Here is a 17,127-nt window from a genome sequence, read left to right as displayed (position 1 = left end):
TGTCACTAGGGGCGTCCGGACCCGTCCCGTGCGCAGCCCCTTACGCGGATCGGACGCCTCCGGACCCCGCCGAACACCCCCGAACACCCCGGGACGCTCCCGCACGGCTGCCCGTCAGGGCTCGCTCCAGGGCTCCTCGGCGTCCTCGGGCCGTACGTCGCGGAAGCGGCGGCGGTCCTGGTGCGCGCGCGGCGGGGCGTCCGCGAGGGCGATCACCGAGCCGTCGCGCCCGGCGACGACGGGCTTCGGGGAGTGGGCCGCCTTCGCGCGGTACTGGGCCGCGTCGGCGAGCCGGAACAGACGGCGGGCCGAGCGGACCTCGCCGATGGCGTCGCCGGTCGACGCGACGCCGCAGGCGACGCCCTCGCCGAGCTCCAACTCGGTCGCGCGCAGACAGAGTTCGTCGGCGACGCGGACCACGTCGTCGGCGGACGGGCCGATCGTCACCAGACAGAACTCGTCGCCGCCGAGGCGGGCCGCGAGCGCGCCTGGGAGCATCGCGCCGCACAGGGACAGCACCGAGCCGAACCGTTCCAGCAGACGGTCGCCGACCGCGTGGCCGTGGGTGTCGTTGACGCGCTTGAGGCCGTTGAGGTCGCAGACGACGAGGCTGACGACCGAGCCGTCGACGCGGTGCCGCTCGACGGCCTCGTCGAGCCGGATGTCCACGGCACGGCGGTTGGCGAGGCCGGTCAGCGGGTCGGTGAAGGCGAGCTTGCGGACCTCTTCGAGGCGCTCCGCCTGGGCGATCCCGGCGGCGACGACCGAGGCGAGGACGGTCGCGAAGTCCGCGTCGTCCCGGTCGAAGACAGGCGCGCCGACGGGACGGGCGACGTACAGCTCGCCCCAGGCGCGGCCGTGCAGCACGATCGGGGCGACCACGCAGCAGCCCCGGCGGCGCCGGCGCAGCGCGGCGACCCTCCCCCACAGCACCTCGTGCGCGGGAGGGGAGGCCGGATGGCGGTATCCGCGCCCGGACGCGGCGGGCCCGTCGGCCGTCTCGACCCATGCCTCGGGCTCGCCGCCGCCCGCCCACTGCTCGTGCAGGAACTCGGTGATCTCCGGGAAGCGGTTGACGGCGTACGTCTCCGACTCCGGGAACTCCTCCTCCTCGGCGGTCCGTTCGCCGGCGTTCACCAGCACCTTGAGCCGGCCGAGCTCGCGCTCCCAGACGGACAGCGCCGCGAAGGACCCCGCGAGCGCGTCGCAGGCGCCCAGCGCGGCAGCGCGCCAGAACTCGCGTGGGGTGTGGGCGGCGGCCATCGCCTGCGCCAGCGACACCACGGCCCGCAACCGCCGATCCTCAGCCATCACTCCAGCTTAGGGAGGTTTCTCCCAGTTTGATCGGTTTGGGTGGCCAGATGGTCACTCACCCGGCCACTGGGGCTTCCGCTTCTCGTTGAAAGCGGCGACGCCCTCGGCCCGGTCCCCGGAGAAGGCGACGGAGCGCCAGGCGGCGTCCTCGACCTCGAGGCCGGCGCGCAGGTCGAGCCCGTGGCCCAGCCGCATGGCGCGCTTGGCGGCGCGCAGGCCGACAGGAGAGTTGACGGCCATCCGGCCGGCGAGGGCGAGGGCCTCGGTCCTGGCGTCCTCGGCGAGCACGTCGACGAGCCCCAACTCCCGTGCCTCGTCGGCCTCCACGCGGCGCGCGGTGAAGACGAGCTCGGCGGCGCGGGCGGCGCCGACGCGGCGGGGCAGCAGCTGCGTGCCGCCACCGCCGGGGATCACGCCGACCGACACCTCGGGCAGCCCGACCACGGCGCTCCGGTCGGCGACGATGACGTCGCAGGCGAGGGCGAGCTCGAACCCGCCGCCGAGGGCGAACCCGTGCACGGCGGCGACGGTGGGCATGGGCAGCTCCAGCACCCCGGTGTAGGCGGCGCGCGCGGTGGGCCGCTGCCGGACCAACTCGGCGTCGCTGAAGGAGTTCCGCTCCTTGAGGTCGGCGCCGACGCAGAAGGCGCGGTCGCTGCTGGAGCTCACGACGGTGACGCGCACGTCCCGGTCGGCGGCCAGCTCGTCGCAGGCGGCGGCGATGGAGCGGGCCATCTCGCTGGAGACGGCGTTCATGGCCTTGGGCCGATCGAGGACGAGCTCGGCGACGTGCTCCTGCCGGCGTACGACGACGAATTCCCCGAACCGCTGCTCGGACTCGGACATGGCCACACCCTCCCGGTTAACGACGGTTCACCGGATCATAGGCGCGGCGAGTCGGAACCTGTAGCGCCCCCTCGACACCGGGGGCTCGGCCCCCGACCCCGCTGGGCCGACCCAGCCCGTCCGGGGCCCTGCTGAGCTGGGGCTCCGCCCCGACCCCGCCTGGGCGACCGCGCCCGACTGGGCCCACGGGCCCGTCCGGGGCGGCGCGGCGGAAGCTGTAGCGCCCCCGCGCTGGGCCCGCTGAGCTGGGGCTCCGCCCCGACCCCGCTGAGCGACCCGGCCCGTCCGGTGCGGCGCGGCTATAGCGCACCGGGCCTCCGCCGAGCTGAGGCTCCCCTGACCCCGCCGGGGCGACCTGGACCCGTCCGGGGCCGCGCAGCCGAAGCTGTAGCACCCCTCCGCACTAGCGCCCGCTGAGCTGGGGCTCTGCCCCTGACCCCGCCCGCGCGACCCGGGCCCGTCCCGGTCCGCGCAGCCGAAGCTGTAGCGCCCCTCCGCACTAGCGCCCCCTGTGCTGGGGGCTCCGCGCCGACCCCGCTGGGTCAACCTCAGCCCGTCCCGGGCCGCACGGCCGAACCCGTAGCGCCCCCTCCACACCGGGCCTCCGGCTGAGCTGGGGGCTCCGCCCCTGACCCAGCCTGACGGCGACCCGGGCCCGTCCGGGTGCCGCGCGGCGAAGCCGTAGCGACCTCCCCGCACCGGGGCTCCGCCCCAGACCCCCTGGGCCGATCTCGGCCCGTCCGGATGCCGCACGGCCGAAGCCGTAGCGCCCCGCCCCCGCCGAGCTCGAGCTCCGCCCCCGACCCCCGCCTGGGCGACCCGGACCCGTCCCGTGCCGCCCGCGGAGCGACCGCCGTCTCAGTCCCTTCGCGAGAGCAGCCAGGGCTCCACCACGCCCAGGCCCCTGACCGGGCGCTGCCACATCGGCTGGAGGCCGAAGCGGTACGCGGGGGGCTCCTCGCCCTCCTTCTCCGCGGTCGCCGCCTCCTCCGCCGCCTCCGTCTCGGAGACCGGCGCGTCTCCCGTCCGTACCAGCTCCTCGGCGAACGCCCCGTCCACCAGGACCGCGTCCTTCGGAGCTATCGACGTCAGACGGCTCGCCAGGTTCACCGTGGTGCCGAAGACGTCGCCCATCCGCGTCGTCACCGTGCCGAACGCGATGCCGACCCGCAGGGCCGGCATCGACTCGTCCTGCGTCATCGCGTCGATCAGCCGCAGCGCGATCTCGGCCGCCGTGCCCGCGTCGTCCGCCGCGTACAGCACCTCGTCGCCGAGCGTCTTGATCAGCCGGCCGCCGTGCGCGGCGACGAGATCCGCGCAGGTTGTCTCGAACGCCTCGACCAGCTCGCCGAGCTCCTCCTCCTCCAGCCGGCGCGTCAGCCGGGTGAAGCCGACGAGGTCCGCGAAGCCGACCGCGAGGCGGCGGTCCACCATCTCCTCGTCGTCGGCCGCCTGGACGACCCGGCCCGTGGCCGCCGCGAGCTGGCGGCGCCAGACGTAGACGAGGAACTCCTCCAGCTCCGGCAGGAGCAGTTCGACCAGGGGGTACGTGACCTCCGTACGCGTCATCCCCGGCTCGGGCGGCTCCGTCAGGCCTTCCAGGAAGGAGTCGATCTGCCATTCGGCCAGTCGGGCGGTGGTCTGCCCGGTGGAGCGGGCCACCTGGATCGCCATCGGCTCGCTGAGCAGGCCCGCCTCCACGAGACCGGCGAGCCGCCGCAGGGCCAGCACGTCCGCCTCGGTCAGCGCCTTCGCCTGGCCGATGTCCGCGAAGCCCATGGCCCGCCAGAAGCGGGACGCCAGGTCCATCGATACGCCGGCCGTGCGGGCGGCCTGGAAGGCGGTGTAGCGGCGCTCGGCGCCCAGGATCAGCTGCTCGAGCCGGATGGCGAGCGGGTCGTCCGTCGGCTCCGCCGTGTGGTCGACGGCGTGGTGCGGCGTCGGGTGCACGGACGGCGCCGTGGCGGTGGACGAGCCGGACGTGTAGGGCGCCGCGTCCGAGGGCGCCGAGGGCGCCGTCGCGTGGGATCCGGGCTCGGACGGCGGCTGCTCGCCCGCCGCGCGCTCGCCTGACGTGCGCTCGCCCGACGTGTGCTCGCCTGACGTGCGCTCGCCCGACGCGGCGTCCGAGGGCCGCTGCCCGCCAGACGTGGCGCCCGACGGCGGCTGCCCGCCGCGACCGGAGTCCGACGGCGGCTGCGCGCCCGCGCCGGAAGTGGTGTCGTCGACGGTCACCAGCCGCCTCCTGCCCGTTCCCTGCGCACTGCCCTGCCGATCTGTCGCTCGATCGCCTCAACGATACGGCAGGTGTGCCCTAGCTCACGTCCGGGACGGCCACCCTGGCTCATCCCGCCCGCAGGTGCACGATGTCACCCGCGCCGACCGGATGCCGCTCCCCGTCCTCGCCTCTGAGCACCAGACGGCCGTCCCCGTCCAGCGCCGCCGCCTCCCCGGTGAGCGACCGGCCGCCGGGCAGCTCCGCCCGCACCGTGCGGCCCAGCGTCGCGCAGCCCGCCGCGTAGGCCGCCTGGAGCCCCGAGAGCCCCGGGTCCCCCTCGGCCGCCCGCCAGTCCCCGTACCACTGCTCCAGCGACCGCAGGACCGCCCGCAGCAGCGGGTCCCGGTCGGTCGAGACCGCGTTCGCGAGGCCCAGGGAGCCCGCCGCGGGGACGGGCAGCTCGTCCTCGCGCAGCGTCACGTTCACGCCGATCCCGACCACCACCGCCTCCCCGCCGGCGCGCTCCGCCAGGATGCCGCCGACCTTGCGCTCCTCGCCGCCGACCTTTGCCAGCAGGTCGTTAGGCCACTTGAGGGACATGTCCACCCCGGCCGCCTTCGCCAGCCCCGTCGCCGAGGCCACTCCGGCGAGCAGCGGCAGCCATCCCCAGCGGTGCACCGGGACGGTGGGCCCCGGCCGCAGCAGCACGGAGAAGAACAGCCCCGAGCGGGCCGGCGCCGTCCAGCTCCGGTCCAGCCGCCCCCGCCCCGCGGTCTGCTCCTCGGCGACGAGCACCGCGCCCTCCTCGAGGGAGGCGGCACGGTCGGCCAGGTCGGAGTTGGTGGAGCCGGTGGCGGGCGTCACGTCCAGGGAGGTCCACAGCCCGCCCGGCCGCAGCAGGGCCCGACGGAGCGCCGGGACGTTCAGCGGCGGCCGGTCGAGGTCGGACCAGCGGCTCTCGCGCGCGCCTTCGGGCGCATTCTCGGGCGTCATGCAAGCCAGGTTAGGTGTGGTAAACGCCGCACTGCCGAACGGTATCCGCGCCGATACGCTACGAGTCAGTAGCCAAGTCAGCATCGACACCTGCTGAAATGCCGTACAACGTCCCGTGACGACCCCGTGACCAGCCAGGGAGCCGCATCCCGATGTCCGAGCCGGAAGAGACCGCCCTCTCGCTCAACCAGAGCAGCCACACCACCGCGGGCAAGCTCGCGGATCTTCAGCGCCGCGTTGACGAGGCGACGCACGCCGGCTCGGCGCGCGCGGTGGAGAAGCAGCACGCCAAGGGCAAGCTGACCGCCCGCGAGCGGATCGAGCTGCTGCTCGACGAGGGATCGTTCGTGGAGCTCGACGAGTTCGCGCGGCACCGCTCCACCAACTTCGGCCTGGAGAAGACCCGTCCGTACGGCGACGGAGTCGTCACCGGCTACGGCACCGTCGACGGCCGCCCGATCGCTGTGTTCTCGCAGGACTTCACCGTCTTCGGCGGGGCCCTCGGCGAGGTCTACGGCCAGAAGATCATCAAGGTGATGGACTTCGCCCTCAAGACCGGCTGCCCGGTCGTCGGCATCAACGACTCCGGCGGCGCCCGCATCCAGGAGGGCGTCAGCGCGCTCGGCATGTACGGCGAGATCTTCCGCCGCAACACGCATGCCTCCGGCGTGATCCCGCAGATCAGCCTGGTCGTCGGCCCGTGCGCCGGCGGCGCGGTCTACTCCCCCGCGATCACCGACTTCACGGTGATGGTCGACCAGACCTCGCACATGTTCATCACCGGGCCCGACGTCATCAAGACGGTCACCGGCGAGGACGTGGGCTTCGAGGAGCTGGGCGGCGCCCGCACCCACAACACGACCTCGGGCGTCGCGCACCACATGGCGGGCGACGAGAAGGACGCGATCGAGTACGTCAAGTCCCTTCTGTCGTACCTGCCTTCGAACAACCTCTCGGAGGCGCCCGCCTTCCCGGAGGAGGCGGACCTCGGCATAAACGAGGAAGACCGCGAGCTCGACACCCTCATCCCGGACTCGGCGAACCAGCCGTACGACATCCACACCGTCATCGAGCACGTGCTGGACGACGGCGAGTTCCTGGAGACCCAGGCGATGTTCGCGCCGAACATCGTCACCGGCTACGGCCGTGTCGAGGGGTACCCGGTCGGCATCGTCGCCAACCAGCCGATGCAGTTCGCCGGCTGCCTCGACATCAACGCCTCCGAGAAGGCCGCGCGCTTCGTGCGCACCTGCGACGCCTTCAACATCCCCGTCATCACCTTCGTCGACGTGCCCGGCTTCCTGCCCGGCGTCGACCAGGAGTACGGCGGCATCATCCGGCGCGGCGCGAAGCTCATCTACGCGTACGCCGAGGCGACCGTCCCGCTGATCACGGTGATCACGCGGAAGGCGTTCGGCGGCGCGTACGACGTCATGGGCTCCAAGCACCTGGGCGCGGACCTCAACCTGGCCTGGCCGACCGCGCAGGTGGCGGTCATGGGCGCGCAGGGCGCGGTGAACATCCTGCACCGGCGGACCATCGCCGCCGCCGAGGACCAGGAGGCCACCCGCGCCCGGTTGATCCAGGAGTACGAGGACACGCTCCTCAACCCCTACACCGCGGCCGAGCGGGGCTACGTCGACGCGGTGATCATGCCGTCGGAGACCCGGACGCACATCGTCAAGGGCCTGCGTCAGCTGCGTACGAAGCGGGAAAACCTGCCTCCGAAGAAGCACGGCAACATCCCCCTGTAAGGAGCCCCTGTGATCAAGGTCGTACGGGGTAATCCCACCCCGGAGGAGCTGGCCGCCGCACTGGCGGTGGTCCAAGCGCGCGCCGCGGCGACGGCCTCCGCCGCGGACGGGCAGCCGCTGCTGCCGGAGCAGTGGTCGGACCCGGCGCGCATCGCCCGCACGCAGAGGCCGCAGCCGGGGCCGCGGTCGTGGGCGCGGTCGTACTGGCCGGTCTAGCGCGCGTGCCGGGGGCGCACGCCCCCTCCTGAACACCTCGAACGCCGGCGGGCAGGACCCGTCGGCGTTCGAGTTTTTTCGAGGTGCTTCGAGGTGCTTGCAGGTCTAGAGGACCCGCGCCAGCTCCTCGGCCATGCGCTGGTAGCCGGCGTCGTTGGGGTGCAGCCGGTCGCCGAAGTCGTACGCGGGGTTCAGCCGGTCCGCGTCGGCCGGGTCGGCCATCGCCTTGTCGAAGTCGACCACCGCGTCGTACTCGCCCGACGTGCGGATCCACTCGTTCACCTCGGCGCTGACCTTCGCCGCGTTCGCGCCCCAGTGGTCCGAGCCCTTCAGCGGGAGCAGGGTGGCGCCGACGATGCGCAGGCCCTTCGCGTGGGCCGCGCGGATCAGGGCGCGGTGGCCCTCGATGAGCTCCTTCGCCGACACGACCGGCGCGGGCTTGTAGGTGGGCTGGTCCTTCGTCTCGCTGAAGCCGATGTCGTTGACGCCCTCCAGGACGACGACGGTCGAGGCGCCGGGCTGGTCGAGGGCGTCCCGCCCGAAGCGGGCGGTGCCGCGCTCGCCGTACCAGGCCGAGTCGTTGAGGACGAGGTTGCCGCCGATGCCCGCGTTCACGACCGGGCGGCGGGTGAGCTCGGCGACCCGGTCCGACCAGCGCCGGTTCGCCCCCGGCGTGGAGCCGAAGCCGTCGGTGATCGAGTCCCCGAAGAGCACGATCCCGTTCTTCTGGCTCCGCGCGGCCCCGCCGACCTCGACGCCGGAGAGGTAGTACCAGGACTGGGTCGCGTCCTTGAACGCCTTCCCCGCGTGGTCCGCGCGGCGGTCGCCGTCCGCCCGGTAGGAGTCGGTCCAGGCCTGGGAGTGGAAGGTGGCGGGCCCGGTGGTGCCGGCGATGTAGAGCGTGACGGTCACCGACTCCAGGGGCTTCAGCGGCAGCCGCGCCGCGTCGCTGCGCAGCTCCGCGTGCGCGGGGACGGCGACCGAGCGCTTCCCGCCGAAGGTGAGGTGGCGTACGGAGCCGGGGTCGACGGCCGCGCCGCCGGCGGTGCGGGCGATGGTGGCGCCCGTGATCTTCAGCGGGGAGGTGCCGTAGGTGTTGGACAGCCGTATCCGGGCCCGGTCGCCGCCCTCGGTGACGCGCACGACCTGGCGGACGGTCTGGTGCGAGAAGCCCTCCTGGGACCAGTTGGGCGTGAAGCCGGTGCTGGGCGTCTGGGGCGAGGCGGCCCAGGCCGCGGTCCACTGCGCCGCCTTCGACTGGCTCGTCGGCTGGCTCGTGGTCGGCCGGGCCGAAGACTCGGTGCCGGAGAGCAGCGCGAGGCCGAGCGCGGCGACGACGAGCGGGACGGCGGTGCGGCGGGCGTGCTGGTACATGGCGAGTTCCCCCTAATGGGCTGGCAGTTCCTTTAAGCCGTGTCAGGACAGTAGCAGGATGCGAGCTACTAATGGAACCCCAGACCCGTTTAATCGTCTCGCGCGTCTACTGGCCACCTGAGGGCCATCCGAAGTCAACCCATCGGAACCACGGCGGTTGAGTACCCGTACTCAGGCGCGACGCGCGCGGCGGCAGCAGGATCGAAGGCATGCTGTGGTCCGACCCTGAGAACGAACCCCCCAAAGACATGCGCGAGACGCAGGCCATGATGCGACGCGTGGGGCTGGTGCTGGCGCTGGCGATGGTGCTGGCGATGTTCGTCCTCGGCCTCCACTGACCCACCCGCACGGCGGCCGCCACCGTGACGAGCCTTTGGCTGCGCAGGCGGCACGGCATGACGGATCCTCACCGAAGCGCGGACTTGTCAGCGCATGGGTCTCATCGGCGCATGGGTCTTGCCGACGCGCGGGTCTCATCGGCGCACGGGCTCGCCGACGCACAGGTCTCCTCAGCGTGCAGGTCCCGACGACGACGGGACCTGCCGACGCACGGGCCCCCTCGGCACACGGGTCTTACCAACGCACAGGCCCCTCGCCGCGCGAGTCGCGGCACCGCACAGGCCTCGTCGCGCACAGGTCTCGTCAGCGCACGAATCCCATCGGCGCACAGGCTCCTCGACGCACGGGCCTCACCGGCGCACGGACTCGCCGGCGCACCGGCCCCCTCCCCGTGCAGAACCCCTCAGCGCACCGATCCGCGGCGATCGATCCGTGGCGACGTGCCGTGGGCTTCTCGGCTTGTCCGTCGGGCCTCGCTGATCGCCGCCTACGATGACCTCATGACCGATCAGCGTCGCCGACTCGTCCTCGCCTCCGCCTCCCCCGCCCGGCTCAACCTGCTGCGGCAGGCCGGCCTCGCCCCGGAGGTCATCGTCAGCGGTGTCGACGAGGACGCCGTATCCGCCCCCACCCCGGCCGAGCTGGCGCTGGCCCTCGCCGAGGCCAAGGCGTCCGTCGTGGCCGCGAAGGCCGACGTCATCCGCAGCGGCGCGCTCGTCGTCGGCTGCGACTCCGTGCTGGAGCTGGACGGGCGGGCGCTCGGCAAGCCCGCCGACGCCGAGGAGGCCCTCGCCCGCTGGAAGTCCATGCGCGGCCGCGCGGGCGTCCTGCAGACCGGGCACTGCGTCTACGACACCGCCACCGGGCACTACGCCTCGGCGACCGCGTCCACGGTGGTGCGCTTCGGCAGTCCGACGGACGAAGAGATCGCCGTGTACGTGGAGAGCGGCGAGCCGCTCCATGTGGCGGGCGCCTTCACGCTGGACGGCCGCTCGGCGCCGTTCATCGACTCGATCGACGGCGACCACGGAAACGTCATCGGGCTCTCGCTGCCGCTGCTGCGCAAGCTGCTGCGCGAGCTCGGCCACGAGATCACCGACCTCTGGACCTGACCGGACCCGACCGGCCCGACCCCGCGCGCAGGGCTCGCCGTACGCGGACGGCTACGACGGCGCCTCGCCCGACCCGACCCCGCGTCAGCCTCAGGCCGGCGCGGCCCCGTTCGCGGGGGCCGTGTCCTGCGGCTCGCTCTCGCGCGGCTTGCCCTCGTCCCCGTACCCCAGCAGCGCCAGCACGATCAGCCCCAGCACGGTCATCATGAAGGCGAACGCGCCCCAGCCCATCAGGCCCACCGTGAGCGCGCCCAGCACCCCGTGCACGACCGCGCAGCTGATCACCATGATCTTGCCGATGCGGCCGGGGGCCCGGTCGCGCAGGCCCGCCACGAGCAGCACCGCCGCGCACGACGCGAGGAAGAGCCCGAAGGCGATGCCCATCGCCCAGGTGCCGGTGACCATCGCGTCCGGGTCCAGGCCCGCCAGGGACATGTCCTGCTTGTCGACGAAGGTGGCCATGATGCCGTTGATCGCCACGATTCCGACGGCCTCGACCAGCAGGACAAGCGCAGCCACCACGGCCACCGGTCTGCGCAGCACGGCGCCCCCACCCCTCAGTTACCGGAAGTACGTACGACATCGCGAACGCTACTAACGGGTAGTTGGCTGGACAAGGGGTGCGGCACGCTGGGTCTCACAGCAAAGAATCATTCGGCCATTCGTAGGGACTCGACAAAGAAACGTCGCCTGTCGCTGGGCGCTCGAACAGAGACCTGTGCCACATCTCAGGTCTACTGTGCGAAGGGGAAACCCGTCGTACCGTGGTGCGACAAGGGATTTCGCGACTTGCGCGAGCCTCGAATCACGCTCCGTGTGGGCAAGCTCACCATTGGGGACGGGTCGAAGGACCGTGTCGGCAGTCCCTAAACTCAGCTTGTTTCAAGGAGGGAGCCATCGTGCGCAAGGTGCTCATCGCCAACCGTGGCGAAATCGCTGTCCGCGTTGCCCGTGCCTGCCGGGACGCCCAGATCGCGAGCGTAGCCGTCTACGCCGATCCGGACCGGGACGCTCTGCATGTCCGCGCGGCCGACGAGGCGTTCGCCCTGGGCGGTGACACCCCGGCCGCGAGCTATCTCGACATGACCAAGGTCCTGCAGGCAGCCAAGGACTCCGGAGCCGACGCCGTCCACCCCGGATACGGCTTCCTCTCGGAGAACGCCGAGTTCGCCCAGGCCGTCCTCGACGCCGGACTGACCTGGATCGGCCCGCCCCCGCAGGCCATCCGGGACCTCGGCGACAAGGTCGCCGCCCGTCACATCGCCCAGCGCGCCGGCGCCCCCCTGGTCGCCGGCACCCCCGACCCCGTCTCCGGGTCGGACGAGGTCGTCGCCTTCGCCCAGGAGCACGGCCTCCCCATCGCCATCAAGGCGGCCTTCGGCGGCGGCGGCCGCGGCCTCAAGGTCGCCCGCACCCTCGAAGAGGTCCCCGAGCTCTACGACTCCGCCGTCCGCGAGGCCGTAGCCGCGTTCGGCCGGGGCGAGTGCTTCGTCGAGCGCTACCTCGACAAGCCGCGCCACGTCGAGACCCAGTGCCTGGCCGACTCCCACGGCAACGTCGTCGTCGTCTCCACCCGCGACTGCTCGCTCCAGCGCCGCCACCAGAAGCTGGTGGAGGAGGCCCCCGCGCCGTTCCTGAGCGCCGAGCAGAACGCCGAGCTGTACGCCGCCTCCAAGGCCATCCTCAAGGAGGCCGGCTACGTCGGCGCCGGCACCGTCGAGTTCCTCGTCGGCACCGACGGCACCATCTCCTTCCTCGAGGTCAACACCCGACTCCAGGTCGAGCACCCCGTCACCGAGGAAGTCACCGGCATCGACCTCGTCCGGGAGATGTTCCGCATCGCCGACGGCGAGGCCCTCGGCTACGACGACCCGCCGGTCCGCGGCCATTCCTTCGAGTTCCGCATCAACGGCGAGGACCCGGGCCGCGGCTTCCTGCCCGCCCCCGGCACCGTCACCGCCTTCAACCCGCCCACCGGCCCCGGCGTCCGCCTCGACGCCGGCGTCGAGACCGGCAGCGTCATCGGCCCCGCCTGGGACTCCCTCCTGGCCAAGCTCGTCGTCACCGGCGCCACCCGCCAGCAGGCCCTCCAGCGCGCCGCCCGCGCCCTCGCCGAGTTCGACGTCCAGGGCATGGCCACCGCCATCCCCTTCCACCGCGCCGTCGTCGCCGACCCCGCCTTCACCGCCGACCCGTTCCAGGTCCACACCCGCTGGATCGAGACCGAGTTCGTCAACGACATCAAGCCCTTCGCCGTGCCCGGCCAGGAAGACGAGGACGAGGCAGGCCGCGAGACCATCGTCGTCGAGGTCGGCGGCAAGCGGCTCGAGGTCTCCCTGCCCTCCTCCCTCGGCATGACGCTCGCCCGCACCGGCCTCGCCGCCGGCGCCAAGCCCAAGCGCCGCGCCGCCAAGAAGTCCGGCCCCGCCGCCTCCGGCGACACCCTCGCCTCGCCCATGCAGGGCACGATCGTCAAGGTCGCGGTCGAGGAGGGCCAGCAGGTCAACGAAGGCGACCTCGTCGTCGTCCTCGAAGCCATGAAGATGGAACAGCCCCTCAACGCCCACCGCTCCGGAACCATCAAGGGCCTCTCCGCCGAAGTCGGCGCGTCCCTCACCTCCGGCGCCACCATCTGCGAGATCAAGGACTGACGCCGCCAGGGACTGACGCCGTCGAGAACTGACGCCGTCAGGGACTGACGTCCTGCCGTACCCGCGTGTGGGGCCCGCTCGTCGCATCTCAACGAGCGGGCCCCACCCGTATGCCCACCCGGGAGAGCAGGACGAGGGCGAGCGCGGCGGCCATGAAGGCCGCCGCGGCCAGCAGCCCCGCGGAGAAGCCCTGGGCCATCGCGTGCGGCCCGGCGCCTCCGTCCGCCCGCACCGCGCCGCCGTACACGGTCACCAGCGCGGAGAGCCCCAGGGCGCCGCCGACCTGCTGCATCGTCTGCATCATCCCCGAGGCCGCGCCCGCCTCCCCGGGGCGTACGCCGGTGAGGATGAGGGCGCTGAGCGGCATGAAGACCAGGCCGACGCCGAAGCCGTTGAGGGCGAGCGGGACGAACAGGGCGGTCCAGTAGCCGCTGCCCGCGGAGAGCGCGGACTGCCACAGCACCCCTGCGACGCACAGGGCGAGCCCCGCCCCCGCGACCTTCTTCAGGCCGTGGCGGGCCAGCAGCCGGCCGGCGAGCGCGGAGGCGGCGAAGATGCCCACGGCGAGCGGCAGAAACGCCAGACCGGCCCGCAGCGGGCTGTAGTGGCGTACGGACTGGAAGTACTGCGTGTCGAAGTAGAAGACGCCGAACATCGCGGCGGGGACCAGCAGCATCGCCGCGTAGGCGATGACCCGGTCGCGTACGGCGAACAGCTCCAGGGGCACGACCGGCTGCCGGACCCGGCGCTCGACGAGGAGGAAGACGGGCAGCAGCAGGGCCGCGGCGACGAGGGTCCAGGCCACCGGAGGGTCGCCCCAGCCATGGTCGGCGGCGCGGATGAAGGCGTAGACGAGGGCGGTGACGCCGGCGGTGCCGGTCAGGGCCCCGGCGAAGTCGAAGCGGACGCCGCCGCGGCCGGGCGCGCGACGGCGGGGCGTCTCGGCGACGGCGACCGGGAGGAGGGCGGCGACGAATAGCCCGACGGGAACGTTGATGAAGAGGGTCCAGCGCCAGGACCCCGCCTCGGTGAGGACCCCGCCGAGGATCATCCCGATCGCGGAGCCGGCGGCGGCCATCGAGGTGAAGAGGCCGAGCGCCCGATCGCGTTCGCGGCCTTCGCCGAAGGCGGTGGCGATGAGGGCGAGCGTGGACGGCGCGGTGAGCGCGGCGGCGGCGCCCTGGGCGGCGCGGGCGGCGAGCAGGGCGCCCGCGCTGTCGGCGAGGCCGCCGAGCAGGGAGGCGGCGGTGAAGGCGAGCACGCCGACGATCAGGGTGCGGCGGCGGCCGACGAGGTCGCCGACGCGGCCGCCGATCAGGAGGAGCCCGCCGAAGGCGAGGCTGTAGGCGTTGAGCACCCAGGACAGTCCGGCGGAGCTGAAGCCGAGGTCGCGGCCGATGTCGGGGAGGGCGATGTTCACGACGGTCGCGTCGAGCATCAGCATCATCTGGCAGCTCAGCATCAGCGCGAGCGCGAGGACGGGCCGACGGGACATGGGGGCGGCGCCTCCAGCTCGTGTGCGATGGCATTCTGGACCCGGGGCGGACTCAGGGAGGTCGGCGGATGGAGACGGGCACGGCGGGCACGACGGCCGCGGCCGGCACGGAGACGGGCTCGGCGCGCCCGATGCGCGCGGACGCGCGCCGCAACTACGAACGTCTGCTGACCGAGGCTCGCTCCGTCTTCGCCGAGCACGGGACCGATGCATCGCTCGAGGAGATCGCACGCCGCTCGGGCGTGGGTATCGGCACGCTGTACCGGCACTTCCCGACCCGCCAGGCGATGATGAACGCGGTCTTCCAGGAGGCCCTGGCGTCTCTGCTCCAGTACTCCGGGGAGCTGGCCTCGGCGGAGCAGCCGTGCGGCGCGCTGGTCGACTGGCTGCGCGCGCTGATCGCGCACGCGGGCGAGTACCGGGGCCTGGCGAGGGCGCTGATGTCGGCGTCGACGGACGAGAAGTCGGCGCTCGCCCAGTGCAGCGTCCCGCTGCGGGAGGCAGGCGAACGCCTGCTGCTCCGGGCACAGCGGAGCGGCGCGGTACGGGAGGACGTCTCGATCGCCGACCTGATGCAGCTGACGAACGCGATCGCCCTGGCCTCGGAACAGGCGCCGGAGGACGGAGAGCTGGCAGACAGACTCCTACGCCTGACCCTGAGGGGCCTACGCGCGGAGGACCCGGCGGGCTGAGGAGGCGGGGGCCCGGGAGCCCTGCGGGTCGAGGATCGACGACTGCGCGGGGGCCGGACGCGGGCGGCCATGAAGTGGAGCGTCTACCGGCCTGGCGTCCTTGAACCGACCGTCACCAGGCCTGACGCTCCCGGAAGCACATCCCCGACACGCAACCACGAGTGTCGGGCACGCCGTACCCGTACGCCGTACCCCTCAGCGGCGGCGGAGGTCCGCCACCCGGACCGCTCGTTCCGGCGAGACCTGGTCCGCCGCCAGCGCGCCCGATGCGCTGCGCAGTTGCGGCCCGGGGCCGCCTCCGCCGCCGCGGGTGCGGCGCTGGCCCGGGAGCGGCACGTCCCGGCGGGGCTGGCGCCCCGGCGGAACGCCCTCGCCGCCCGGCGCCGCGCCCGACCCCGCCACCGCGATCTGCACTCCCTGGTCTGCCAGAGCCTGCAGTTCCGTGGCCGCGCGGTCGTCGTGGCCCGGCGGCTCGTCCGTGACCAGGCGGGTGATCACGTCCGTCGGCACCGTCTGGAACATGGTGTCGGTGCCCAGCTTCGTATGATCTGCGAGGACCACCACCTCCGCCGCCGCCTGCACCAGCGCCCGGTCGACGCTCGCCGAGAGCATGTTGGACGTGGACAGCCCGCGCTCCGCGGTCAGCCCGCTCCCGGACAGGAACGCGCGGGACACCCGCAGCCCTTGCAGCGACTGTTCCGCGCCGCTGCCCACCAGCGCGTAGTTGGAGCCGCGCAGGGTGCCGCCGGTCATGACGACTTCGACCCGGTTGGCGTGGGCCAGCGCCTGGGCCACCAGCAGCGAGTTGGTGACCACGGTCAGTCCGGGCACCCGAGCGAGCCGGCGAGCCAGCTCCTGCGTGGTCGTCCCGGCGCCGACCACGATGGCCTCGCCCTCTTCGACGAGGCTCGCGGCGAGGTCGGCGATGGCCGTCTTCTCCGCGGTCGCGGACAAGGATTTCTGCGGAAAGCCGGACTCCCGCGTGAAGCCGCCCGGCAGTACCGCACCGCCGTGCCGGCGGTCGAGGAGTCCTTCTGCCTCCAGTGCCCGCACGTCCCGCCGTACGGTCACTTCTGAGGTCTGGACGACGCGGGCGAGCTCACGGAGCGACACGGCCCCGTTGGCACGCACCATTTCGAGGATCAATTGGCGACGTTCTGCAGCGAACACGAAACTGACAGTAACCTGACCGCCCGATAGTTTTCAGCACTATGCGCCGAATAACAGAAGTTGTGCATACAAGGGGCCGCCAAGTGGTATGGGCGGCCCCTTAGTTGATCGCTCCGTGCGTGGAGTGCCCGGGGTTCTTCGGGTTTACGCCCGGTTTCACCCCTCGCCGGTCGCCTTCCGGGTGTGCAACTGACGTGCCACCTCTGCGATCGAGCCCGACAGAGAGGGGTACACGGTGAAAGCGTTTGCGATCTGTTCCACCGTCAGATTGTTGTCGACCGCGATCGAGATCGGATGGATCAGCTCGCTCGCCCGCGGCGAGACGACCACGCCGCCCACCACGATCCCCGTGCCCGGCCGGCAGAAGATCTTGACGAAGCCGTCCCGGATGCCCTGCATCTTGGCGCGCGGGTTGCGCAGCAGCGGCAGCTTGACGACACGGGCGTCGATCTTGCCCGCGTCCACGTCCGCCTGGCTGTAGCCGACGGTCGCGATCTCCGGGTCGGTGAAGACGTTCGAGGAGACGGTCTTCAGGTTCAGCGGCTGCACCGCGTCGCCCAGGAAGTGGTACATCGCGATGCGCCCCTGCATCGCCGCCACGGACGCGAGGGCGAAGACGCCGGTCACGTCGCCCGCGGCGTAGACGCCGGGCGCGGAGGTGCGGGAGACCTTGTCGGTCCAGATGTGGCCGGAGTCCTTGAGCCGTACGCCCGCCTCCTCCAGCCCCATCCCGGCCGAGTTCGGGATCGCGCCGACCGCCATCAGACAGTGCGTGCCGGAGATCACCCGGCCGTCGGCGAGGGTGACCTCGACCCGGTCGCCGACGCGCTTGGCGGACTCGGCGCGCGAGCGGGCCATGACGTTCATGCCGCGCCGGCGGAAGACGTCCTCGAGGACGGCGGCGGCGTCCGGGTCCTCGCCGGGCAGCACGCGGTCGCGGGAGGAGACGAGGG

The 17,127-nt window shown here is 72.7% G+C and carries 14 protein-coding genes; 5 read left to right on the top strand and 9 right to left on the bottom strand.

The window, feature by feature from the left end; all coding sequences use genetic code 11:
* Positions 1-114: 114 nt before the first annotated feature.
* From AB0M39_RS23685 to AB0M39_RS23670, 4 genes are all read right to left on the bottom strand, one after another.
* On the bottom strand, positions 115-1,311 hold the full coding sequence (locus AB0M39_RS23685; RefSeq protein ID WP_365367495.1) for a diguanylate cyclase: 1,197 nt from the start codon (positions 1,309-1,311) through the stop codon (positions 115-117).
* Positions 1,312-1,365: 54 nt separating this feature from the next.
* Entirely contained in the window at positions 1,366-2,160 is a 795-nt protein-coding gene (locus AB0M39_RS23680; RefSeq protein WP_365367493.1) for an enoyl-CoA hydratase-related protein, read from the bottom strand.
* A gap of 858 nt (positions 2,161-3,018) precedes the next feature.
* Positions 3,019-4,110 (bottom strand): adenylate/guanylate cyclase domain-containing protein, encoded by a 1,092-nt coding sequence (locus AB0M39_RS23675; protein ID WP_365367577.1) that lies wholly within the window; start codon positions 4,108-4,110, stop codon positions 3,019-3,021.
* 394 nt (positions 4,111-4,504) lie between these two features.
* Positions 4,505-5,371 (bottom strand): biotin--[acetyl-CoA-carboxylase] ligase, encoded by an 867-nt coding sequence (locus tag AB0M39_RS23670; RefSeq protein ID WP_365367491.1) that lies wholly within the window; start codon positions 5,369-5,371, stop codon positions 4,505-4,507.
* A gap of 152 nt (positions 5,372-5,523) precedes the next feature.
* Here AB0M39_RS23670 and AB0M39_RS23665 point away from each other — a divergent pair, with 152 nt between their 5' ends.
* Together AB0M39_RS23665 and AB0M39_RS23660 are read left to right on the top strand one after the other, a co-directional pair.
* On the top strand, positions 5,524-7,125 hold the full coding sequence (locus tag AB0M39_RS23665) for an acyl-CoA carboxylase subunit beta (RefSeq protein ID WP_365367489.1): 1,602 nt from the start codon (positions 5,524-5,526) through the stop codon (positions 7,123-7,125).
* A gap of 9 nt (positions 7,126-7,134) precedes the next feature.
* Positions 7,135-7,341 (top strand): acyl-CoA carboxylase epsilon subunit, encoded by a 207-nt coding sequence (locus AB0M39_RS23660; RefSeq protein ID WP_365367487.1) that lies wholly within the window; start codon positions 7,135-7,137, stop codon positions 7,339-7,341.
* 105 nt (positions 7,342-7,446) lie between these two features.
* On the opposite strand, the gene AB0M39_RS23655 is transcribed toward AB0M39_RS23660, so the two are convergent.
* Entirely contained in the window at positions 7,447-8,715 is a 1,269-nt protein-coding gene (locus tag AB0M39_RS23655; protein ID WP_365367485.1) for an SGNH/GDSL hydrolase family protein, read from the bottom strand.
* An 839-nt stretch (positions 8,716-9,554) separates the two neighbouring features.
* Here AB0M39_RS23655 and AB0M39_RS23650 point away from each other — a divergent pair.
* On the top strand, positions 9,555-10,166 hold the full coding sequence (locus tag AB0M39_RS23650; RefSeq protein ID WP_365367483.1) for a nucleoside triphosphate pyrophosphatase: 612 nt from the start codon (positions 9,555-9,557) through the stop codon (positions 10,164-10,166).
* A gap of 90 nt (positions 10,167-10,256) precedes the next feature.
* Here the strand turns inward: AB0M39_RS23650 and AB0M39_RS23645 are convergent, their stop codons facing one another.
* A complete protein-coding gene (locus AB0M39_RS23645; RefSeq protein ID WP_365367575.1) occupies positions 10,257-10,706 on the bottom strand; it encodes a hypothetical protein in 450 nt (149 codons plus the stop codon).
* Positions 10,707-11,065: 359 nt separating this feature from the next.
* On the opposite strand from AB0M39_RS23645, the gene AB0M39_RS23640 reads away from it, so the two are divergent.
* Positions 11,066-12,817 (top strand): biotin carboxylase N-terminal domain-containing protein, encoded by a 1,752-nt coding sequence (locus tag AB0M39_RS23640; RefSeq protein ID WP_365367481.1) that lies wholly within the window; start codon positions 11,066-11,068, stop codon positions 12,815-12,817.
* Positions 12,818-12,905: 88 nt separating this feature from the next.
* On the opposite strand, the gene AB0M39_RS23635 is transcribed toward AB0M39_RS23640, so the two are convergent.
* Positions 12,906-14,312 (bottom strand): MFS transporter, encoded by a 1,407-nt coding sequence (locus tag AB0M39_RS23635; protein WP_365367479.1) that lies wholly within the window; start codon positions 14,310-14,312, stop codon positions 12,906-12,908.
* Between the two features lie 68 nt (positions 14,313-14,380).
* Here AB0M39_RS23635 and AB0M39_RS23630 point away from each other — a divergent pair, with 68 nt between their 5' ends.
* Positions 14,381-15,004, top strand: a complete 624-nt coding sequence (locus AB0M39_RS23630; RefSeq protein WP_365367477.1) for a helix-turn-helix domain-containing protein — start codon at positions 14,381-14,383, stop codon at positions 15,002-15,004.
* A 195-nt stretch (positions 15,005-15,199) separates the two neighbouring features.
* On the opposite strand, the gene AB0M39_RS23625 is transcribed toward AB0M39_RS23630, so the two are convergent.
* Entirely contained in the window at positions 15,200-16,174 is a 975-nt protein-coding gene (locus tag AB0M39_RS23625) for a DeoR/GlpR family DNA-binding transcription regulator (RefSeq protein ID WP_365367475.1), read from the bottom strand.
* Between the two features lie 156 nt (positions 16,175-16,330).
* The coding region (locus AB0M39_RS23620) for an FAD-dependent oxidoreductase (protein WP_365367473.1) at positions 16,331-17,127 on the bottom strand (797 nt) is incomplete at its 5' end.

Source organism: Streptomyces sp. NPDC051907 (genome assembly GCF_040681075.1).
In the GTDB taxonomy this organism is placed as follows: Bacteria; Actinomycetota; Actinomycetes; order Streptomycetales; family Streptomycetaceae; genus Streptomyces.
Note: the sequence above shows the minus strand (reverse complement) of the source record. Positions and strands in the feature narration are given on the sequence as shown.